Source organism: Xanthobacter sp. AM11, from assembly GCF_047444035.1.
Classification (GTDB): Bacteria; Pseudomonadota; Alphaproteobacteria; order Rhizobiales; family Xanthobacteraceae; genus Xanthobacter.
In genome coordinates, this window is sequence record NZ_JBLAOA010000001.1 from 1542207 (window position 1) to 1562264 (window position 20058).

The following is a 20058-nucleotide window of genomic DNA, read 5'->3' on the forward strand; positions in this document are numbered from 1 at the left end:
CAATCTGTCCGCCGAACGGGGACCTCCTCATCATTTCTGTCCTTGCGCCGCAGCGCACCTGTGTTAGTTTCTTGCCGCTATACCGTTTGGGAAGTCCGTTATGGACAAAGAGTCCTTCAATACTGATGGTTTTCTGATCGCTCGCGACATGCTGTCGGACGAGGCGATCGAGGCGATCGACGAACATCTCAGTCGTGCTCAGCTGAAGACGAAAAAGGAATTTGGCGTTCGATTTGCAACGCAATGTATTTGTGGCGACGAGGATGTTTCTAATCTGATTATGGATTCTGTACGGGCGATATTTAACTGTGAAGAGGCGGTCCTTCACGACGAGGTGGTTGAAGTGATCAACACCTATTCGGGAGCATACCCGATTCATCAAGATTCTGCATATTTTTCGGATGCTTCGTTGAGCATTGTCGTGGCACTTTCGCAATTGGGGGATGAGCGGGGCGGGCTGTGGGCGGCCTCGGGTTCGCATCAGAAGGGCTTGTTGAAGCATGATGAGGGCGAATTCGGTCCTGAACTGGCTGGTGATCAGTCGAGTTGGGGCTTGAAGCCATTGCGTCTCGAAAGGGGTGACGTGGTGCTGATCCATCCGCATCTCGTTCATACGATGGTTGGTAATCCCACGACCCAGCTTGCCCGGTTTTTCAGCGTGACGATCAAATGAAGAGCGGGCAATCAATCGAGGCGATCGGAATGACGATGAAAGTGGAGCCGAACCCGTCGCCGGAAGCCCCTTCGAGTGGGAGGGCGAATTTGGAAGCGATCGGTGAGGTTGAGGAAACTGCTCTTTCGAGGTACTCGGATGCTGAGCTCGACCAGCTGTTCGAAGACATCCGCAGATTGGACGAAGACGGATATGCAGGCGTCGCACACAGCGCGGCGGTCAAGGACTGATCGCAGATGACGCTCGCCTCGTTGGAGGAAATGCGTTCGGGCGATTGGAGTACGAAGACGTCTCTGCGCTCAGCTCCGCTCGAACATACCTTGTCCCTTCTCCAATCGAGCATGTCGGCTTTCGGCGCGACACGCGTCACCGACACGACTAGGCTTGACGTCATTGGGTTGCCGGTCTTCGCTGCCATCAGGCCTCGAGCAGGTGCTGGCTCCATTTCAGTTTCGTCGGGCAAGTCGCTGGATGTGGCGGCTGCTCGTGTCGGTGCGCTCGCCGAGGCATTCGAATTGCATTCCGCTGGCTATGTGCCTGGGCAGAGCAATCTAATCCGCCTTAGATATGAGGATTATCGAGAAGGTTGTGGCTATTCGCCCTGGCGTCTGCCGTTCAGAGCTTCTCAACTGAGTTTGGTGCGTAAAGGATCACCTTTGGGTGAATTCACTTTCGTGCCATGTGAGTTGTTGGACGATCCTGCCCCATCGCTACTGCCTGCGGTCCTGGTCTATTTCCCTTATCATCCGGATCTCGGCGTCGATCTGCACGGAATGTCCACCAACGGTCTCGCTTCCGGGAACTGCCCCGATGAAGCTGTATTGCACGCGCTGCTTGAAGTGATCGAGCGCGATGTGATCAGCTTCGTCACCCTCGGCGCCGAAACTCGTAAGGTCGACGCAGTTGAGTGCCCGGATGTTCAGATGGTAATCGAGGCGGTCGAGCGCGGCGGCTGCCGTCTCGAACTACTCTTCGCTCCCAATCAGTTCGGTTTGCCTACATTTGCGGCCTATCTGTTCGACGGTGGAGCCGACGTGCCCATATTTGTCGGCCACGGCACGCATGTATCTGCGAGCATCGCTGCCTTGCGAGCCTGCACTGAAGCTGTTCAATCGCGCTTGACCCACATTCACGGTGCGCGCGACGATGTGATCGAATATCATCGCCGCTGGCGTGGAATGAGCTGCGAGGGCCGGCAACAGGTTGCCGAGGGCCTCAATGCGCGGATTCGGCGAGCTGAGCCCATACGGTACGGAGAAATCATCGACGCCGATCCTTCTTCTAGTATCACCGCAGCACTGGAGGTGACCAAAGGGGCGCTACGAAGGAACGGCTTCAAACACATTTGTGTGTTCCGCTACCCCGAAATCGTGAAGGGGATGCATGCCGTCCGAGTTGTGGTTCCGGGTCTGGAATTTTACACTTCCAACCGAATGCGGGTTGGCGAACGGCTGCTGGCTTATGTCCGCTCGCGCGCCTGACATAGCTGTTTTTGTCGGACCAACGGGTTCTGGTGTCGACGAGATCGAAATTGCGATGCGCGATCCGCGCATTCTACGCAAACCACCGATAGCGCGTGGTGATTTGATGAGCTTGCCGGAGACGGCGAGCACAGTGTTGATCGTCGATGGCTATTTCGGCGAGGTTCCTTCGGTCGGGCATCTTGAACTGTTAGATACCCTTCGCCGTAAAAGGATTTTCGGCTGCTCGTCCATGGGCGCAATTCGTGCGTTCGAGCTGCGAAACGACGGCATGATCGGATTGGGAAGGGTGTACGAAAAGTTTGCCTCGGAGACTGACTTCATGGACGACGAGGTCGCGCTGCTCCATGCTCCAGAGCCTTATTTTTGGAAGCTGAGCATCCCGCTCGTGAACGTGAGATTCGCATTGGCTGCACTCCAGGATGCCGGCAAATGCGACGATGATTTTGCCAGATCGATAATTAATGAGCTGAAACGTAAATATTTCGGCGAGCGCACACTCGATGCGGTGCTCGGACTGGCGGAACTATCAGGCGGACCTTCATCGAGCACAGCCCTCGAAGCTGCTCTTCGCCAGAGCGACGTAAAGTGTTCGGACTTTGCTGATGCACTTCGTCACGTGCTCGCTCTTGCACCTCACAATAACCAAGAGGTGGCAGTTTGACCACCACTCCAGCCTCCAGTGTGCCAAGAGTACCGCTTGAGTCCTTGGCCGAGCAGATCCCGGCCTTTTGTCGGATGGATATGAGTGAAGGGTGTCTGTTTGTCGGAGCTGGCCGCAAATGGCTAGACGCCATTACCCTGAACGACATTGAACGTGCCATTTCCGTTCAGGGCGTTGAACACCATCAATTTTCGCTACTCGCCGAGGATGCAGGGCTGAAAACGATCAATGCCTATCAATATGTGGAGCGGTTCAACCGGCTGGCCTCTCCGGCGCTGCTTCTGGAAGAGCTGATCAAGCAGAAGCGAACATTGCTTTTCCGCCACTTTCATAGACGCTGCCCGGCAGCTGCTGCAGTCTTTACCTCGCTGGTCAACGCCGGATTTCTGCTCGATGATGTTGTGGCGATCCTATCTCCGCCAAATTCGATCGCCACAACCCCTCACGCCGATGGTCATGCCATTCTCCAACTCCAGCTCAGCGGCGAAAAGGTGTGGAGATACTGGGGCATTGTCGAAGATGAGCGTATTGAAGGGGCCAAAGTGGTCGAAGAGTTAAGGCACATATTTGACGAGAAAGCCGCCAACCAGCCTGCCACGCAATTAACTCTGAGGCCCGGCGACATGCTCTTTCTGCCAAAAAGGATGCTGCATCACGCGAAGAACGGGGATGCGTTTTCCCTCAGTCTAAGTTTTCAGTTCGCATCGCGCTGGTCCAATTCCCGTCCGTCAAAATCGACCTACGGTCCGTCCGACGTGTTTGGTGGAGCAATTAGGCGATGATCTCAGTTCGCGCCGTCGAGTTGTTCGCGAATGCACCTCGTTATGAAGGGACTTACGTGCGCCGCGCCGAGGCGTGCCTGCTTCCGTGGTCTTTAGGGATCGAGGAGATCGAACGATTACTCTGCATCGTCGGTGTGCGAGAACCATTCTTCTCTCTCAGTAATCCTGACGCGGGCATCGACCCCTTCAACTCTTGGCGTTTTCACGACCCACACGGATTTTACGCCGATCCTCGCGCCGTGATGCGAGAAGCGCTCAGAGGTACCAGCACCCTGATTGTACGACACGCCCATCTCCTGATCCCAGAGGTTCGAGCGTGGGCATTAGCACTGCAGAACGAAAACTTATCTGTTCACGCGAACTGCTACCTCACTCCCCCCAACTCGTCGGGAATGCCCATGCATTCCGACCCACGAGACACGCTCCTTCTTCAGCAGCATGGCTCGAAACATTGGCAAGTGCGCTCGCTGAACGACGGTGCAGGCCTCGCGTCACCCGTCCAACAGACTGTGAATCCCGCGCCGCTTCTGGACGTGACCTTGAACCCGGGTGATGTTCTTTTCATCCCAGCCGGATGCTACCATCAATCAACGACTGGAGATGCGCATTCAATGCACCTCACATTAGGTCTACGCAGCCTATCGGTGATCGCCGGCGAAAAACCCAGTCAGAGCTGGCCCTGCGAACTTCGACGGATAGTCTGAAAATGCTTTGCTTCACCCGTGCTGATCTTAATAATGTTCTCAATTTCAATGATCTGCGGGCGAGCGAGGTGACGCTGTGCCTAAATGGACGAACTATCCCTGCTCGTGAGCTTTCTTCCCGCTTTATCTCTAATATCGATGTCGTTCTCGATCGCATCGATCCAGCCAAGCTTGCTGCGAAGATTTGCGATCAGTCCAATTTTACAATTGAGTTTGAGCGGGCCTATCCTTTTCATGAGGTCTTCATCGGGCCTTGCTTGGAATTAAGTCTCCGCCATCGCCACGCCTATTCGCCAGTGCTGTGGGCCGGCCGGGAGGCAAATCTCTCGTTAGCTGGAAGACATGTGGCATCGCTTCCGATCTACGGAGTGGTGTTTGAAGGACATGCGGATCGCATACCCCGGCTCGAGCTCGCGCTGATCGAAGGGGAGGCGGTCGAGTTAGGCGAACTGACGATAGGAGCTCTGTTCGTTCCCAACCCGGATATTCAGGCAGAGGCCATTCGACGTGAACAGCTGACGTTTAAGGCTGCGGCGGCATCAGGTAGAGGCCCCTCAACTCCCGAAGCTGGAAGTGATTGGCCGATTGATTTCTTCGAAAGGGCGCTGAAATCGCTATGGCCCGCCGAAGCCATGGGGCGTCTTGCGACGTATGTGAACTTGCGAGAGAACCGTGCGGACATTCGAGCTTTCGGTGTAGAAATCTCCCGTAAGGGAGTGCCGATCGAGGGGCGTTTGGGCGAGCTCTACGAAGAGGTCGAGCTCACTTCCAACATCGTCGCGAGCAAGGCCCCGGGCGCGTCCTTGCCAAGAAGCTCGGAAGTGGACTCTCTGGCATTACGCGGGGTGTTGTCATATCGGCGTGGCGATTGGCCCACGGTCGCGGGCTGGCCCCTTTTTGTGTCTTCAAAGGACCCGGCCGTGATGGTTAGGTCGAATGGCGTGGTTCGCTGGCTAAGGCTGGCGCATGGTGACTTTGAGTCAATCGAACGCATCAAGGACCAACGAAATCTCGCGCTCGGAGCGCGAACGGCGTGGGATCTTTATGGCCATCTCGCGCCGGACCGGCGCGTCCTGTTTGCCGGTCTTGGGCTGGGTGTTGTCCAGCGTGCGAACGTGCTCGATTCCACATCCGTTACCTGCGAGATCAATGAGGGTGTCATTGATGCATTCGCGTACATTTACCCAGACGTCGCACACCGACTCGAGATCCAATGCGTTGACTTTTACGATTATGTAGAGAGGGTGCGAGGCAAGCAAGCATTCTCAATGGCGTTCTTGGATTTCTATGATCCAGATGATAGGTTTTTCCGCCTAGATGTACTTGAAGGAATTCTTCGCATTGCTCCACTTGCTGTCATAAATCGCCTAATTCGAGACGCAAGCGACTTAAACGATTGCCGCGGTGCGATCGCAAGACTGCCCTTCCCGGTGGAGGAGCATTTCGTCGAGGGCAAGCAGCTCGTAATCGCAATTGGCGACACAAGCAAAAATGGACGAAGGACGTCGGCCGTGTCCCTTTCGGCGCCATGAGACTAGAATGTATATTCTTGGCTTAAACTCGAGTGTCCGCGTGCCTAGTCAGGATTCGCTTCCCGGCTGGTCCAATCACGATGCTGCCGCGGCGCTGCTCCACGACGACGTTATCATCGCCGCAGTAGAGGAGGAGCGGCTGGACCGAATAAAGCATTCCAGTCATTTCCCGTACCAAGCGATAAATGCATGCTTGGATATTGCGGACATAACGCCAGGCCAGCTCGATGTGATTGCGGTCAATTTTGAAGGACGCGGACCAGTCCAAGCGGATGGTGGTGAGGCTGCCGCACTTTCAGCGTATTTTCAGAAATACGTCGGGAACGTCAGTAACGCCAAGCTGAAGTTCGTTCATCACCAGCTAGCTCACCTGTTCAGTGCTTACATCCCGTCCGGCTTTGATGAATGCATTGCACTTTCGCTGGACGGTGTGGGTGACAAAGCGGCAGGCGCAATCGGCTTGGCGCGAGATGGCGAGATTGAAATTCTTGATGTCGTCGCGGCCGAACATTCACTCGGAGAGTTCTACCGCGATACTATTCGTGTTCTGGCATACAATCGATTTGACGAATATAAGGTGATGGCGCTGGCCGCGCTTGGTGATGACAGGGCTTACGCAGACCTTTTCTCTTCCTTTTTCGAATTGAGAGAGGGGGGGCGTTTCACTCTCGCTCATGCAGATTTGCGACGGCTCGCAATTTCCGAATGCATACAGGCGCGTCGGTCGCCGAAGGATCAGTTCACTCAGTCTCACTACGATTTTGCTGCATCATTGCAGACCATGATCACTCGCGTCGTGATGCATCACGTCGATCACTTTCGCGGGTCGACTGGTATCGATCGAATCGCCATGGCCGGCGGAGTGATGCACAATTGCGCCATAAATGGCAGCTTGCTGGCGAGCGGACTTTTCAGCGAAGTTTTTGTCCAGCCGGCTGCTCATGATGCCGGTGGTGCTTTGGGTGCGGCGTACGCCTCGTTGCCTGGATCGCAAAGACAGGCAGGTCTGCGCGCTGCCCGCGGAAGTCTTTCGTTCCATTTGTCCCTGGGCAAGCCCTTGCCCGCTCCAATGCATGTTCAATCAGCCCTTTCGAAATGGTCCGATCTCGTCGAGATCGAGAAGCTCGAGGATCCTTTCGATGTAGCCGCCCACGCTCTAGACCGCGGCGAGGTGATAGGATGGATGCAAGGTCGGTCGGAATTCGGTCCGCGTGCACTTGGATATCGTAGCATACTGGCCGACCCGCGTCGCACAGCTCTGCGGGATCGAATTAACAGCGAGATCAAGCAAAGGGAGCCATTCCAGCCTTTTGCTCCTGCCGTGCTCGAGGAGCAGGTCTGGTCAATCTTTTCAAAGCCAGCAGCGTGTGCGCGGCTGGATTACATGACATTCCTGCTGAAACTGTTGCCCAACATGGAAGAGCTATATCCGGCCATCACGCATGCCGACGGTACGGCTCGGGTTCAATCGGTTGGCAAGGACTCCAACCCGCGCTTGCACGCGCTCATCTCGAGGTTCTATGATTTGACAGGTGCGCCGTTGCTGTTGAACACCTCATTCAATGCTCGAGGGGAGCCTATCGTAGATTCCGTCGACGATGCCGTGAGCTGCCTGTTGCTGACCGGGATCGACCTTCTCGTGATTGACGACTTCGCCGTTCGCGCGATCCCAGGCAAGTTGGAGGGGCCGAGCCTTGGACGGCTCTCGCCGGCTCTGCCGCTGTCACGAAAGATCGTTTTCAGATCCATTCCGGGAGAAATCGACGGGACGCGCAGCTATTTTCTCGAAACGACTTTCAGCCGTCATTTTGGAGGAGGAAATGTTCGAATTCCTGAAGCCGTCGCGCGAATGCTTATGATTGCGGATGGAAGGAAAACAATCTCATCTTTGCGTGATCACGTCAGTCTACTCGACGACGCGGCGAGCGATTTCAACCAGACTATAATAGAGTTGTGGCGTGACGGGCACGTACGGTTGCGGCCTATTTCAACGACGTAAGAGTGCGTTTGAGAAGGGCATTGGTTCATTGCCATCTGCGCAGCAGCGTCGCTGAAGCGGCGATGGTGATGAGGGTTTCAGCAACGGCGGTGATCTGCTCATAGTCGCGGACGAGGCGGCGGTTCTTGAAGATCCAGGCGAAGGAGCGTTCCACTACCCATCGGCGCGGCAGGACCTCGAAGCCTTTGGCCCTGGTACCACGGCGGATGATTTCGAGGGTGATGTGGGCCTTGTCCGCCGCCCATGTGACAAGCCGCGCGGCATAGCCGCCATCGGCGAAGACGCGGGCGACGAACGGGTAGCGCCGGCGCGAGGCCTTCAGCGGCAGCTTGCCGCCGTCGCGGTCCTGGATATCGGCGCCATGGACACACACGCAGAGCAGGCGCCCGTCTGTGTCGGTCAGGATGTGCCGTTTGCGGCCGGTGATTTTCTTTCCGGCGTCGTAGCCCTTGGCGCCCCCTTTTGATCGGCGGTGCGCACCGACGTACGCCTCCGCCGAAGGCCGCCTTGCGGGCTGTGGCGGAGGGATGAAGGTATGACCTTAAGTTCAAACTTAAGGTGATCAGGTCGATGAAGGTCGAGGTGCTCGGGGCCGAACGGCGACGGCGTTGGCGGGACGACGAGAAGGCGCGGATTGTCGCGGAGACGCTGGACGGCACCGCGACGGTCAGTGAGGTCGCGCGCCGACACGATGTCTGCCCGAGCCTCGTGTTCACGTGGCGCCGTCAGGCGCGCCAAGGGCGGCTCGGAGGCGTCACCGAGGTCTCCTCGCTGCTGCCGGTGATGATCCAGGCCGAGACGCCGCCCGTGGTGAACGAGACTGAGAGCGAGCCGACGCGATCTCGGCGCGCGACAGGGGTGATCGAGATCGATCTCGGCCGCGGCAGGCGGGTTCGGGTCGATCGGGACGTTGATGCCGCTGCCCTGCGTCTCGTCCTTGATCTGCTGAGCGCTCGATGATCCCGGTTCCGGGCGGCGTGAAGGTCTAGCTCGCGACGGGCCACACAGACATGCGCAAGGGCTTCAACGGCTTGGCGCTGATCGCGCAAGAGACGTTGAAGCGCGATCCGCACGCGGGCCACCTGATCGTGTTCCGGGGCCGCCGTGGCGACCTGGTGAAGATTCTCTGGCACGACGGACAGGGCATGTGCCTGTTCGCCAAGAGGCTGGAGCGGGGGCGGTTCCTGTGGCCGTCGACGGTCGACGGCACGGTGACGATCACGGCCGCGCAGCTCGGCTACCTGCTCGAAGGGATCGACTGGCGGATGCCGCAGCAGACCTGGCGGCCGACCGCGGCGGGATAAGATAAACCATTGCTTCGGCACTGCTTTGTGGCAGAATCATCGGCGTGATCGAAGCTCCCGATTTGCCCCAGGCTTTGGCCGCCGCCCACGCGATGATCCTCGCGGAGCGGGAGGCGCGGCTGGCCGTGGAGCGGGTGCAGGCGGGCGAGCGCCTGCTCATCGAGAAGCTCCGCTTGGAGATCGCCCGCCTTCGTCGACAGGCCTTCGGCACCTCCTCCGAACGGGGCCGCAAGCTCGAGCAACTGGAGCTGATGCTTGAGGACGCCGAGGAGACCCTGGCGGCGGCAGAGATCGCGGCACAGGTGGCGGTGGCCGCCGTAGAGCCCTCCGGAAAGGACGCCCGCGAGCGGCGCCGGCCGATGCGCGGTCCGCTGCCGGAGCATCTGCCGCGCGAGCGTGTGGTCGTCCCGGGACCATCCGTCTGCCCGTGCTGCGGCGGGGATCGGCTGTCAAAGCTCGGAGAGGACGTCACCGAAACGCTCGAGCGGATCCCAGCGCGTTGGTTCGTCGTCCAGCACGTGCGCGAGAGGTTCTCCTGCCGCGCCTGCGAGGCGATTGCCCAGGCGCCAGCCCCGTTCCATCCGATCGCCCGTGGACGGGCCGGGCCGAACCTGCTGGCCGAGATCATCACCGCGAAGTACGCCATGCACCTGCCGCTCCACCGGCAGGGCGAACGCTACGCCCGCGAGGGTGTGGCCCTGACCGACAGCACGCTGGCCGACTGGGTCGGCGCCGTCACCGTCTCGCTCGCACCCCTGGTGGAGCGGATCGAGGCGCATGTGCGTGCCGCCGAACGCATCCACATCGACGACACGCCGGTCCCGGTCCTGGCGAAAAGCAAGACCCGCACCGGACATCTGTGGGCCGTGGTGCGCGACGACCGCCCCTTCGCCGGTGCCGCGGCCCCGGCCGCCGCCTACTTCTACTCGGCCACGCGCTCGGGCGAGCACGTCGAGGCCTGGCTCAACGGCTATGCCGGCCCGATGCAGTGCGATGCCTTCGCTGGCTACAACCGGCTCTACGACGCCAACCGCAAGCCCGGCCCGATCCTCGAAGTGGGGTGTTGGGCTCATGCGAGGCGCAAGTTCTTCGAACTCGCGGATCTCAAGCGAGCCACCATGGCGGCGGCGATCGTGAAGGCGATCGACACCATCTTCGAGATCGAGCGCGAGATCAACGGCAGGCCTCCCGATGAGCGGCTCCGCGTCAGGCAGGATCGCAGCCGCCCTCTGGTCGCCGACCTGGAGGCCCGGCTTCGCGCCGACCGCGCCAGGCTGTCCTCCAAAAGCGATACCGCCAGGGCGATCGACTACATGCTGAAGCGCTGGCAGGCCTTCGCCCGGTTCCTGGACGACGGACGCCTCTGCCTCTCGAACAATGCGGCCGAGCGCGCCGTGCGCGGCATCGCCCTCGGTCGCAAAAACTGGACCTTCGCCGGATCCGACGCCGGCGGGTGCCGTGCTGCTGCCATGTACACCCTGATCGAGACCGCGAAGCTCAACGACGTCGACCCGAGGGCCTGGCTCGCCGATGTCCTCGCCCGCCTGCCCGGCCATCCCGCCCGGGCCATCGACGAACTGCTACCCTGGAACTGGAGAGCCGCAGATCACCTGAAGAATGCCGCCTGAGCCACGCCCGCGCGACACCTCATCCCGCGGCCTCCGCCGGATGCGTACTGAAGCCCTCCCACCGCAGCAGCACGTGCAGACGCCGATAGCCGAAGCGCCGCCGCTCATGGGTGATGGCCTTCATGCGCTCGCGTAGGGCGGTGTCATCGATCCGCTTCGCCTAGTATCTCATGGGCTTGCGGCAGAAGCCGGTGGCTTTACACGCCCGTCGTTCGCTCATCCCGTGGTGTCCCATGAGATGGGCGATGGCTTTGCGCTCGGCAGCGGGTGTCCCACTTCTTTCCCAGGAGGTCCATCAGCGCCCCATTGTCGAGTATGGCATCGGCCAGCATGCGCTTCGGCTTAGCCAGGAGGGTCACAGTCAAGCGGCTTAATCTCGTCGACTTTTTCGGAGGAAGATCAGAGCTGCCACCTCCAGGTAGGCGGTGATGAACTGATGGGGTGGATAGCCTATCACTATAAGTCCCATCTCCCCGAGCTGGCCGCTTTGGCAGCCTGGATCTGACGTGCTTCCCTCCTTGGGGCCGGACCTACACTAGGTGATTTCCGTGGCAGACCGTCTCACCCCCGCCGAGCGAAGCGCCCAGATGCGGCTCATCCGCAAGCGCGACACAAGTCCCGAGCTGGTGGTTCGCCGCATGGTCCATGCTCTCGGCTTCAGGTTTCGGCTGCATCGGCGGAACCTGCCGGGCACGCCGGACATCATCCTTCCACGCCATCGGAAGGCGATCCTTGTCCACGGCTGCTTCTGGCACCAGCACGAAGGCTGCAAGCTGGCCCGACAGCCGAAAAGCCGCTTGGACTATTGGCTACCTAAGCTCGCTCGCAACGTCGCGCGGGATCGAGAGGCGCGCGCAGCGCTCGATCGAGCCGGCTGGAGCTGCCTTGTGGTCTGGGAATGCGAGACGAAGGACCCTGAGAAGCTGCGGTTGATCCTGCGCGGCTTCCTATTCGGCAGCGAGCCGGGATGACGCCGGGCGCCCGGACGCTCGATATCCCTTGCCGGTGCCTGGGTGAGCGTCATGCTCGCCGCGCAAGCCGAGGTAGGCGGAAGGCACCTTGGCAACGCGCTCTGGTGGAGGCGCGGGCGGGGCGGCACGAAGAGCCAGCGCGAGCAGGTCCGGATCAACCCGCGCGCCAAGCAACTGCGATGCGATGGCGCGCGCGAGAACCTCCCCCAGGAGCGAGGGCACGGCGTTGCCAAGCTGCCGCTGCGCGTCAGCCACCGTTCCAGTCACAACGAAATCGTCGGGGAAGGTCTGAAGCCGCGCCATCTCGCGCATGCTTAGCCGTCGGCTGCTCCAATGGAATGGACCGGTCGCAGGTCCGGGCTGCGCCTGGAGGGTCCAGGCGGGCTGCGCCTTGGCGAGCTTTAGCAGGAATGACCAGTAGCGGCGGCGCCAGCCGAAGAGCGGCAAGCCGCCTCCCCGATCTGTGTGCCACAGATAATTCTGGCCCTCGGGGATGGAGGGCAGCAGGCACGCCCATTTGCCTGTCAGTGCTAAGGATGGCTCATCGACGACAACATCGTGCAATGCGTCCCAGGCGGTCCGATAGGGTGGACGGTTGTCCACCGGATCGCCGAGATTCGGATCGACGTGGCTAGCAGCCGGAAATTCAAAGGGCCTGCCGTCCCGCGCGCCAATCACGAACAGTCGGCGGCGCAGCTGCGGCACGCCATAATCCGCCGCGTTCAGCACTGCGATGGAGGCTGAATAGCGGGTGCCATGCGCCGCATTTATCCGCGCCAGCTCAGACGTGATGAGCCTCAACCCCTCATCCTTGCCGCGGAAGCCGAGCCCCTCGACATTCTCGATCAGGAAGGCGCGCGGCCTCGCCTCCTCGAGCACGCGCATGTAGGCGCCAAGGGTGCCGGCACGCGGATCGTCCAGGCGCTTCGCCTCGCCGCTCGCCCAGAAGCCCGACTTGGAGAATGGTTGGCAGGGGGGGCCGCCGATCAGAACATCGGCAGCACCGGCGCGAAGGCCGCCGACAGAAAGCAGATCCGCCGTCGCCACGCCAAGGATGTCGCGGTCGATCACGGGCCAAGGGCGGTTCGCGCGCAGCGTGGTCACGCAGCGCGCATCCAGCTCCAGCGCGACAGCGGTCTCGAACCCCGCGGCCTCAAAGCCGAGGTCGAGGCCGCCCGCTCCTGTGAAAAGGCTGATCGCGCGAAGCTTGCTCATGCGCGCGATTCTACCTGAGCCGCAGCGGCCTCGAAAGCGAGCGCGGGCTCGCTCACCCATCTTTTGTCGACCAGCACATTGCTCGCGAGCTTGCCCGGGCATTTCTGATGCGGGTCAAGGCTCGTCGGGATGGCATAGCGAAACTCCCACCGCTCGGTCACCGCATGCAGGCAGCCTGCGACGACATCGAAGTCGCTTGGGGCATAGTAGCGCGAGCAGGGGTCGCCCTTGGCAGCGCGCGTCCGCTGGAAGTCGATGCGCGGCAGGCTGAACGTCTTGTTGAGCACGCGGAGCACGTTCTTGCATTCCACCGTCAGCTGGGGGCCGTCCTTGTAGCGAATGAGGAGGTCGGGCGCACCTTCGACGTCAAGGCGCTCGCAATGCGTGATCCCGTCAAGCTTGGCGAGCGTCGCCCGCAGATGCTCCTCGGCCACCCAGCCCCGGACCGCCATCTTTAGCCGACGGGCGCCGGCAATCAGCTCGAGCACATCCTCGGCTCCGAGGCTGAGCTCGCGCAGAAGCGGGTGGACCACCTCAACCCCTGTAGCCTCGGCCGGGAAATCCTCGATGGGACGGGCGCCGCGGATCAGCTCGCGCTTGTCTGCGAGCAGTTGGCGATCGCCGGGCGCTAGCCCATACGCGGCCCGCTCGAACCGCACGAGGTCAAGGAAGGTGTCCCGGGTGCCCCCGACGAGCACCTCCACCGGCTCCGCCATTGGACCGGCCCGACGTGTCCGCTCCCAGGCATGCCATCCCTGCCGCAGGACCTCCTCCGCATGCTCATCCTTGAACTCAACGCGGATGAAGAACTTGGTGGGATTGTGCGCCTCAGGGTCGACGGCGACAAAAAAGCCCTCCTTCGGATCGATGCCGATCAGCAGCGTCGTGAACAGGCCCAGCGGGTCCTGCCAAAGGACATGCGCGTTGTCGTCGGCGTAATCCGCCTTGCTGCCGTACTTGATCTGAAAGGAGCGCTCGTCAGCCGGCCTGTTCCGCGTGGGCGTCCGGGTCGCGAGGAACGCGTATGCGACAATGCCCATCCGCTCGCCGTCACGAGTCTCGAGGGTGATCACGAAGGGAGCGCGATCCGGGGGCGATGCGAAGAGCACCCGGCAGCCGGCCGCTCGAAGGCCGTCCAGCATGAAGCGCAGCAGCGGCTCTCGCGCGGAGGCCTTGGTGGCGTAGTGCCGTAGCCCTAGAATCATTGTTCCCTCTTCGTCTCAAGGGTGGATTCCGCTGGACAGGATGGCAAGGTTCGAGGCACGGCGGGCCGACCGTCCCAGCAAATACCTATGCATCGAACGGCCATCGAGCCTGCAACAAGTGACGCGCGCCGCTTTCCGCCTCCAGGAGCCCCCGCCGATCTCGACGAGGAACGGGCGGGGCGATTCAGCCTTCTTCGGGAACGGGCGATTGTGATGCCGAGAGAGGGCGGGACGACAGCCGCTGCCGGGCGGGCGTCCAGGTCCGCCATCGCGGCGGAAGTTGCGGCACAGGAAACCCGCGGGAAATGCGGTCCAATCGCGCGCGGCAGCGGAAGTCCACGAAAATCGATCAAGTATTTGATTTTGAATTCGCATTTTTCAAAATTCGATCTCCCTCCCCCAAAATCGTAAGTGGTGGGCTTCTCGCGCACGAGCTGTGTTGCAAGATGGGCGGCCAGAGCCGCGCGAACCGGAATTGAGCATCGATCACGCAGCGTGCGATCCGGCACGTGAGCTTCTTGTCGCCTTTGCGTTCAACCAAGTGTGAAGCGGGATGGATATGGCGGATATACCGGTGTCAATCGGCACGGAAACCTGACCCCTTATCGGCGCCGAATATTGACCCCGGCCCTGGGGCATTGACCCCACTGCCGCGGAGCGTTGGTTTGGCGCAGCGGCAGTGGGGTCAATGGTGGCGGAGGTCAGGCGCGGTTTTTGAAGCGCCAGCTCTCGTTTCCGGTCTCGACGATGTCGCAGTGGTGGGTGAGGCGATCGAGGAGCGCGGTGGTCATCTTGGGGTCGTTGAAGACGCTCGGCCACTCGCCGAAGGCGAGGTTCGTGGTGACGATGACCGAGGTCTGCTCGTAGAGCCGGCTGACGAGGTGGAACAGGAGCTGGCCGCCGGACTGGGCGAAGGGCAGGTAGCCGAGCTCGTCGAGGACGATGAAGTCCTTGCGGGAGAGATAATCGGCCATGCGACCCTGGCGGCCGGATCGGGCCTCGGCCTCCAGCTTGTTGACGAGGTCGACGACGTTAAAGAAGCGGCCTCTGGCGCCGCCTCGGATGGCGGACCGCGCGATGGCGATGGCCAGATGGGTCTTGCCGGTTCCGGTGCCCCCGATCAGCACCACGTTGCGCTGGTGGGCGAGGAAGTTGCCGCCGGCGAGGTCGCGCACCAGGGTCTCGTTGATGGGGGTGTCGTCGAACACGAAGTCGTCGATGTCCTTGGCCAGGGGCAGCTTGGCGATGGTGATCTGGTACTTGATGGAGCGGGCCTGCTTCTCGGATATCTCCGCCGACAAAAGGTCGCCGACGATGCGCTGCGGCTCATGCTGGCGTTTGACGGCGGTGGCGATGATCTCGTCGTAGGCGGCCTTCATGCCATAGAGCTTGAGCTCGCCCATGGCCTCGAGGATCTGGGAACGCTCCATCATGGGGATCTCCTCAGCAGGTCGTATCGTGAGCAGTCGGCGCTCGGGGCGTGGCGGAGGCGCAAGGCGTCGGGCGTGATGATGGTGACGGGGGCTGCAGGCTCACGGCGCCGGGCGAGGATGTTGAGGATCACGTCGGCCGAGTGGACACCCTGGTGCAGGGCTTCGGCGCACGCTGCATCGACCGCGGGCAACCCATCGCTCAGCACGCTGGTGAGGATGTCCACCATCTGCCGGTCGCCGTCGGCGGCACCGGCGAGCTTGCGCCGGACGCGATCGAGGCTCGTGGGCAGAACCCAGTCCTTGAACGGAGCGCCGTTCCTGAGGGCGCCGGGCTTGCGCGCCAGGACCGGCACATAGTGCCAGGGATCGAAGATGGTTTGGTCCCGGCCGAAGCAGCGCGGGTGGGAGCCGACCGGCCGGCCGTCCTGGCGCAGCTCGATCCGCTCCGCATAGGCCCGGACCTCGACCGGGCGTCCCACGGGGCTGGCGGAGACTGAATACCGGTTGTTATCGAAGCGGACCAGACAGGTCTTGGACACGGAGGCGGGCACGGAATGGAAGCCGTCGAACCGGCCGGCATAAGGCACCAGGGCTGGACGCTCCGCTTCGAAGGTCTGCCAGATGGTCTCCTCCCGCCGCTCGGGATGCGGGTGCCCCTTGGCGTAGGCGATGCACTGGTCCAGCAGCCAAGCGTTCAGCTCGTCATAGCTCTTCACCCGAAGCCGGGGGGTGAAGAAGCGCTCCCGCACCAGGCCGACCTGGTTCTCCACCTGCCCCTTCTCCCAGCCTGAGGCCGGCGTGCAGGCCACGGGATCGACGAGAAAGTGGCTGCACATCTGGAGGAAGCGGCGATTATAGGCCCGCTCCTTGCCCACGAAGATCGCGTCGACCGCGGTCTTCATGTTGTCGTAGATGCCGCGCGTGCAGCAGCCCTTGAAGAAGGCGAAGGCCCGATCGTGGGCGTCGAACACCATCTCCTGCGTCTCGCGCGGATAGGCCCGCACGAACAGCATCCGCGAATGGCACAGCCGCACATGGGCGACGCGCACCGACACCGTGGTGCCGTTGATCAGGACGATCTCGTGGCTCCAGTCGAACTGGTAGGCCTCGCCGGGCGCGAAGCTCAGGGGCACGTAGGCCGCAGCCGTCATCGTCGCCTGCGCCCGCCGCCAGCCCTTGGCATAGCGGCGCAGCGCATCGTAGCTGCCCTCATACCCCTGGCTGCGCAGCTCCTCGAAGATGCGGATCAGCGTCAGCCGCTCCCGCGCCGGCTTCCCTTCATTGCTGGCGAGCAGCCCATCCAGGGCCTCCCGCCAGGGCCCGATCCGCGGCAGCGGCTGCACCTCCCGCTCGTAGCTGAAGGCCGTCGCTCCGGTCCGCAGCACCTTGCGCACCGTGTTCCGTGAGACGTGCAGCTCCCGCACAATCTCCTTGATGGACTTGCCGCGCACGAAATGCTCGCGCCGGATCCGCGCAATCGTATCCACGCCCTTCATCCCCAGCCCGCCCGTCGCAACAAAACGACGGACCATGAGCCAAGAGGGGGGTCAAAATTACACGCCGATCCCCCTCAAAACGGGGTCAATCTTCCATGCCGAAACACAAAAAGGGGCTCCAAAATCCGTGAGCTGGGAAGGCAGCGGTGTTCCCTCCGCTATCTGGCGAAGGGATCGATCTCGCGGACGATCTGCGAGGCGTCACCCTCGAACTCGTCGGCGGGGACCACCGAGAGGCTGCCGTCGCCGGCGCGGAAGATCACGATGATTGTCGTCGCGCCCTAGTCGATGGCAAAGCCCCAAGCACTACCGCAGAAAATCAGGTCTGGCTCGTGCAGGAAAGGGAGAATCATCCGCTGACAGACACCTAGCGGCGCAGGCCCATGGGTCGCAATCACCGGGGAGGGGGCGGGCTTGCGAAGTTGATGGCGTGGCGGACCAACTATCTCACGGGTGGGCCGCCCCCTGATGATGGCCCAGATAGGCGCTCACCAGCTTCTCGTCGGCCATGAAGCGGGGCCAATCGCCTTCGCCGATCTCGTGGGCGACCCGCCCGGTCGCCATCACATAGGCCCGGCTGGTTGCACTCGACGCGATGGCGATGTTCTGCTCTACCAGAATGATGCTCATGCCGTCGGCGCGTAGCCGGCCGAGAACATCCAGGATGTCCTTGACCACCTTCGGGGCAAGGCCGGTGGAGGGCTCGTCCATCAACATGATGTCCGGCTGGAGGAGAAGCGCGCGGCCGATGGCGACCTGCTGTTGCTGGCCTCCGCTGAGGAGGTCGCATCGTGCGCCCAGCTTTTCGCCCACCGCAGGGAAGAGATCGACGATCCGCTCCAGGGTGAACACGCGCCGGCGTCCCCGGCCTGCCCGCTCGGCCAGGGCCAGATTTTCCCGCACCGTCAGCTCGCCGAAGAGGTTCCGGTTCTCAAGCACCACGGCGAGACCGAACCCGCTGCGCAGATGCGGCGGGATACGGGTGATGTCCTTGCCGCCCAGGCGGATCTCGCCGCCCCGCGCGGGCAGGAGACCCGCCAGCGTGCGCACCAGTGTTGTCTTCCCGGCACCGTTGGCCCCCACCAGACCGACCACTTCTCCCTTGCCGATGCCGAGATCGATCCCCTTGAGGATTGTCAGCGCGCCGTAGCCGGCGCAGAGGCCCTTCACGCTCAACATCTCACACCCCCAGATAGGCTTCGCGCACGGCCGTATCCTCCTGGACCTCCGCCATGGTGCCCGAGGCGATGATCCGCCCGAAATTCAGCACGTGGATGGCTTGCGCCACGCCCATCAGTTCCATGTCGTGCGAGACGAGCAGGATGGCGATCCCCTCATCCGCAAGGAGCCTCAGCTTCGCGATGAGCACCTCGATCTCGGTGGTGGTGAGGCCCGAGGAGGGCTCGTCCAGCATCAGGAGGCGCGGCCGGCCCTGATAGGCCCGCGCCAGTTCCAGCAGGCGGCGCTGGCCGGCGGTCAGCAGCGGCGAGGGCCGGTCGAAGACGGCGCCAAGATCGAAACGCTGCGCGGTCTCGTAAGCCCGCGCGCGCATGTCCGACATCTCGCGCCGCACCGAGGGGAGGCCGGCAAGGCCGGCGAAGAAGCCCGAACGGCCGGACTTGAAGGCCCCCACCATCACGTTCTCCGCGACGGTCAGGCGCTCGAATATCTTCGGCGTCTGGAAGGTGCGCACCAGTCCGTCGAGGCTCCGCCGGCGCACGCTCTCGGCGCGGATGTCCCGACCGTCGAACAGCACCGCGCCCGAGGTGGGCGTGAGGAAGCCGGAGATGATGTTGAACAAGGTCGTCTTGCCGGAGCCGTTAGGGCCCATCAGCCCGGTGATGCCCACCGCAGGAGCCGCGAAGCTCACGTCGTGAAGCACCTGGAAGCCGCCGAAGCGGTGGGCGATGGCCTTCAGTTCCAGCAGCGGAGCATCAGGCGCGCTGGTGGCGCTGCGGGGGGCAAGGGTCATGGCGTGGCCTCCCCGCTGGCGGTGGCACCGGACCTGCGCCTCACCAGATCGACCAGGCCGCGGCCGAGGCCCCATAGGCCATCCGGGAAGAACACCACGGACGCGACAAGCGCGAGCCCGAAGAGGACGCGATGGATGTCGCCGAGCGCGCTGAGCAGTTCCGGCACGAGGCCGATGAAAAGCGCGCCGACGATGACGCCGGCCGGGACCGACGCGCCCCCAATGACGGGGACCAGCAGGAACATGATGGACTTGTCCACGCCGAAGCTGTCCACGTTCACGAACCCCACATAATGGGCGAACAGGCTGCCCGACAGCGCGCCGAGCCCGCTCGACAGCATGAAGATCCAGAGCTTCAGCCGGGCGTTGTCGATGGCCATCACCATGGCTGCGTCCGGAGCGTCGCGCATGGCCTGCAGGGCAAGGCCGATGCGGCTGCCCATGAGATTGTGCATGGCGAAGATGATGGCGAAGGCGATGGGCCAGACGAGGTAGTAGAACTTCTCCGGCGTATCGAAGACGAAGCCGCCGATCGCCAGCTTCGGCACCCCCGGCACGCCGAGCGTGCCGCCGGTGATGAAGTCCGCCTCGAAATAGATGTTGGTGCAGATGATGCCGAGTGCGAGGGTCGCCAGCGCCAGGAAGTAACCCGACAGCCGCAGGATCGGCCGGCCGATGAGGGCGGCGATGGCCACCGAAAGCACGATGCCGATGGCGATTCCCGCCGCCGCCGGCCAGCCCAGCCGCGCCGAGCAATAGGCGCTGGCGTAGCCGCCGATGCCATAGAAGGCCGCCTGGCCGAGATTGACGATCCCGCCCTGACCGAGGAGGAGCCCGACTCCGGCGCCCGCAATGGCATAGAGCCCGCAGAACACCAGGAGGTCCACGGCGTGGCGTTCCAGGACCATCGGCAGGATGAGGTACAGGCCGGCTGCGAACGCGAGGACGGACATGGCAGCCGCCGACGGGCGAGAGGTCCGCAGCCGTTGCGCAGTCAGC

The 20058-nt window shown here is 62.2% G+C and carries 19 protein-coding genes and 3 pseudogenes; 12 read left to right on the forward strand and 10 right to left on the reverse strand.

All coding sequences use genetic code 11. The features are described 5' to 3' along the window. The first annotated feature begins 100 nt into the window (after positions 1 to 100). From ACI7BZ_RS07230 to ACI7BZ_RS07265, 8 genes are read left to right on the forward strand one after another with little or no spacing between them, the layout of a single operon-like run. Complete coding sequence (locus ACI7BZ_RS07230; RefSeq protein ID WP_414116481.1) at positions 101 to 673, forward strand: phytanoyl-CoA dioxygenase family protein; 573 nt, start codon at positions 101 to 103, stop codon at positions 671 to 673. Positions 674 to 702: 29 nt separating this feature from the next. Beyond that, positions 703 to 903, forward strand: coding sequence for a hypothetical protein (locus ACI7BZ_RS07235; protein WP_414116482.1), 201 nt, complete (start codon positions 703 to 705; stop codon positions 901 to 903). A 6-nt stretch (positions 904 to 909) separates the two neighbouring features. Continuing rightward, the gene (locus ACI7BZ_RS07240) at positions 910 to 2154 is read left to right on the forward strand and encodes a YcaO-like family protein (protein WP_414116483.1); all 1245 of its coding nucleotides are present in this window, start codon (positions 910 to 912) and stop codon (positions 2152 to 2154) included. Beyond that, positions 2135 to 2818, forward strand: a complete 684-nt coding sequence (locus ACI7BZ_RS07245; RefSeq protein ID WP_414116484.1) for a TfuA-like protein — start codon at positions 2135 to 2137, stop codon at positions 2816 to 2818. The genes ACI7BZ_RS07240 and ACI7BZ_RS07245 overlap by 20 nt, the downstream gene beginning before the upstream one ends. 44 nt (positions 2819 to 2862) lie before the next feature. After that, the gene (locus tag ACI7BZ_RS07250; protein ID WP_414116485.1) at positions 2863 to 3600 is read left to right on the forward strand and encodes a JmjC domain-containing protein; all 738 of its coding nucleotides are present in this window, start codon (positions 2863 to 2865) and stop codon (positions 3598 to 3600) included. After that, entirely contained in the window at positions 3597 to 4304 is a 708-nt protein-coding gene (locus ACI7BZ_RS07255; protein ID WP_414116486.1) for a JmjC domain-containing protein, read from the forward strand. The genes ACI7BZ_RS07250 and ACI7BZ_RS07255 overlap by 4 nt, the downstream gene beginning before the upstream one ends. Positions 4305 to 4306: 2 nt before the next feature. Beyond that, positions 4307 to 5836, forward strand: coding sequence for a hypothetical protein (locus ACI7BZ_RS07260; RefSeq protein ID WP_414116487.1), 1530 nt, complete (start codon positions 4307 to 4309; stop codon positions 5834 to 5836). Positions 5837 to 5843: 7 nt separating this feature from the next. Beyond that, positions 5844 to 7835 (forward strand): carbamoyltransferase family protein, encoded by a 1992-nt coding sequence (locus ACI7BZ_RS07265; RefSeq protein WP_414116488.1) that lies wholly within the window; start codon positions 5844 to 5846, stop codon positions 7833 to 7835. A 25-nt stretch (positions 7836 to 7860) separates the two neighbouring features. Here ACI7BZ_RS07265 and ACI7BZ_RS07270 read toward each other — a convergent pair whose 3' ends face one another. Further along, positions 7861 to 8364 (reverse strand): IS5 family transposase, encoded by a 504-nt coding sequence (locus ACI7BZ_RS07270; protein ID WP_414119109.1) that lies wholly within the window; start codon positions 8362 to 8364, stop codon positions 7861 to 7863. 41 nt (positions 8365 to 8405) lie between these two features. On the opposite strand from ACI7BZ_RS07270, the gene tnpA reads away from it, so the two are divergent. The 3 genes and pseudogenes from tnpA to tnpC all read left to right on the forward strand — a co-directional run bounded on the left by tnpA (position 8406) and on the right by tnpC (position 10767). Next, positions 8406 to 8795, forward strand: a complete 390-nt coding sequence (tnpA, locus tag ACI7BZ_RS07275; protein WP_414116489.1) for an IS66-like element accessory protein TnpA — start codon at positions 8406 to 8408, stop codon at positions 8793 to 8795. Between the two features lie 41 nt (positions 8796 to 8836). Continuing rightward, a pseudogene (tnpB, locus tag ACI7BZ_RS07280) lies at positions 8837 to 9139 on the forward strand (IS66 family insertion sequence element accessory protein TnpB); the annotation flags it as partial. Between the two features lie 92 nt (positions 9140 to 9231). Continuing rightward, the gene (tnpC, locus tag ACI7BZ_RS07285; protein ID WP_414119110.1) at positions 9232 to 10767 is read left to right on the forward strand and encodes an IS66 family transposase; all 1536 of its coding nucleotides are present in this window, start codon (positions 9232 to 9234) and stop codon (positions 10765 to 10767) included. Between the two features lie 49 nt (positions 10768 to 10816). Here tnpC and ACI7BZ_RS07290 read toward each other — a convergent pair. Then, positions 10817 to 11111: pseudogene (locus tag ACI7BZ_RS07290) on the reverse strand (IS3 family transposase); the annotation flags it as partial. A 204-nt stretch (positions 11112 to 11315) separates the two neighbouring features. Between ACI7BZ_RS07290 and ACI7BZ_RS07295 the strand changes: the two are divergent. Then, entirely contained in the window at positions 11316 to 11738 is a 423-nt protein-coding gene (locus tag ACI7BZ_RS07295) for a very short patch repair endonuclease (protein ID WP_414116490.1), read from the forward strand. Here the strand turns inward: ACI7BZ_RS07295 and ACI7BZ_RS07300 are convergent. From ACI7BZ_RS07300 to ACI7BZ_RS07330, 8 genes and pseudogenes are all read right to left on the reverse strand, one after another. After that, entirely contained in the window at positions 11715 to 12953 is a 1239-nt protein-coding gene (locus tag ACI7BZ_RS07300; protein ID WP_414116491.1) for a DNA cytosine methyltransferase, read from the reverse strand. The genes ACI7BZ_RS07295 and ACI7BZ_RS07300 overlap by 24 nt on opposite strands. Next, on the reverse strand, positions 12950 to 14158 hold the full coding sequence (locus tag ACI7BZ_RS07305; protein ID WP_414116492.1) for a hypothetical protein: 1209 nt from the start codon (positions 14156 to 14158) through the stop codon (positions 12950 to 12952). Before ACI7BZ_RS07305 ends, ACI7BZ_RS07300 begins: the two co-directional genes overlap by 4 nt. A 701-nt stretch (positions 14159 to 14859) precedes the next feature. Next, on the reverse strand, positions 14860 to 15588 hold the full coding sequence (gene istB / locus ACI7BZ_RS07310) for an IS21-like element helper ATPase IstB (RefSeq protein ID WP_510803963.1): 729 nt from the start codon (positions 15586 to 15588) through the stop codon (positions 14860 to 14862). Beyond that, entirely contained in the window at positions 15588 to 17087 is a 1500-nt protein-coding gene (istA, locus tag ACI7BZ_RS07315) for an IS21 family transposase (RefSeq protein WP_414116494.1), read from the reverse strand. Before istA ends, istB begins: the two co-directional genes overlap by 1 nt. 158 nt (positions 17088 to 17245) lie before the next feature. Continuing rightward, positions 17246 to 17440 (reverse strand): annotated as a pseudogene (locus ACI7BZ_RS22095) (hypothetical protein). Positions 17441 to 17534: 94 nt separating this feature from the next. Further along, positions 17535 to 18266 carry an ABC transporter ATP-binding protein gene (locus ACI7BZ_RS07320; protein ID WP_414116495.1) on the reverse strand — a complete coding sequence of 244 codons (732 nt, stop codon included), beginning with the start codon at positions 18264 to 18266 and terminating at the stop codon, positions 17535 to 17537. 1 nt (position 18267) lies between these two features. Continuing rightward, positions 18268 to 19059: an ABC transporter ATP-binding protein gene (locus ACI7BZ_RS07325; RefSeq protein WP_414116496.1), complete on the reverse strand. Its 792-nt coding sequence runs from the start codon at positions 19057 to 19059 to the stop codon at positions 18268 to 18270. Beyond that, a complete protein-coding gene (locus ACI7BZ_RS07330; RefSeq protein ID WP_414116497.1) occupies positions 19056 to 20012 on the reverse strand; it encodes a branched-chain amino acid ABC transporter permease in 957 nt (318 codons plus the stop codon). The genes ACI7BZ_RS07325 and ACI7BZ_RS07330 overlap by 4 nt, the downstream gene beginning before the upstream one ends. Positions 20013 to 20058 lie beyond the last annotated feature (46 nt).

Coding starts and splice junctions, on each gene's coding strand:
- ACI7BZ_RS07230 (WP_414116481.1), top strand. CDS start 101: ATGGACAAAGAGTCCTTCAATACTGATGGTTTTCTGATCGCTCGCGAC.
- ACI7BZ_RS07235 (WP_414116482.1), top strand. CDS start 703: ATGACGATGAAAGTGGAGCCGAACCCGTCGCCGGAAGCCCCTTCGAGT.
- ACI7BZ_RS07240 (WP_414116483.1), top strand. CDS start 910: ATGACGCTCGCCTCGTTGGAGGAAATGCGTTCGGGCGATTGGAGTACG.
- ACI7BZ_RS07245 (WP_414116484.1), top strand. CDS start 2,135: ATGTCCGCTCGCGCGCCTGACATAGCTGTTTTTGTCGGACCAACGGGT.
- ACI7BZ_RS07255 (WP_414116486.1), top strand. CDS start 3,597: ATGATCTCAGTTCGCGCCGTCGAGTTGTTCGCGAATGCACCTCGTTAT.
- ACI7BZ_RS07260 (WP_414116487.1), top strand. CDS start 4,307: ATGCTTTGCTTCACCCGTGCTGATCTTAATAATGTTCTCAATTTCAAT.
- ACI7BZ_RS07265 (WP_414116488.1), top strand. CDS start 5,844: ATGTATATTCTTGGCTTAAACTCGAGTGTCCGCGTGCCTAGTCAGGAT.
- tnpA (WP_414116489.1), top strand. CDS start 8,406: ATGAAGGTCGAGGTGCTCGGGGCCGAACGGCGACGGCGTTGGCGGGAC.
- tnpC (WP_414119110.1), top strand. CDS start 9,232: ATGATCCTCGCGGAGCGGGAGGCGCGGCTGGCCGTGGAGCGGGTGCAG.
- ACI7BZ_RS07300 (WP_414116491.1), bottom strand. CDS start 12,953: ATGAGCAAGCTTCGCGCGATCAGCCTTTTCACAGGAGCGGGCGGCCTC.
- ACI7BZ_RS07305 (WP_414116492.1), bottom strand. CDS start 14,158: ATGATTCTAGGGCTACGGCACTACGCCACCAAGGCCTCCGCGCGAGAG.
- istB (WP_510803963.1), bottom strand. CDS start 15,588: ATGGAGCGTTCCCAGATCCTCGAGGCCATGGGCGAGCTCAAGCTCTAT.
- istA (WP_414116494.1), bottom strand. CDS start 17,087: ATGAAGGGCGTGGATACGATTGCGCGGATCCGGCGCGAGCATTTCGTG.
- ACI7BZ_RS07320 (WP_414116495.1), bottom strand. CDS start 18,266: ATGTTGAGCGTGAAGGGCCTCTGCGCCGGCTACGGCGCGCTGACAATC.
- ACI7BZ_RS07325 (WP_414116496.1), bottom strand. CDS start 19,059: ATGACCCTTGCCCCCCGCAGCGCCACCAGCGCGCCTGATGCTCCGCTG.
- ACI7BZ_RS07330 (WP_414116497.1), bottom strand. CDS start 20,012: ATGTCCGTCCTCGCGTTCGCAGCCGGCCTGTACCTCATCCTGCCGATG.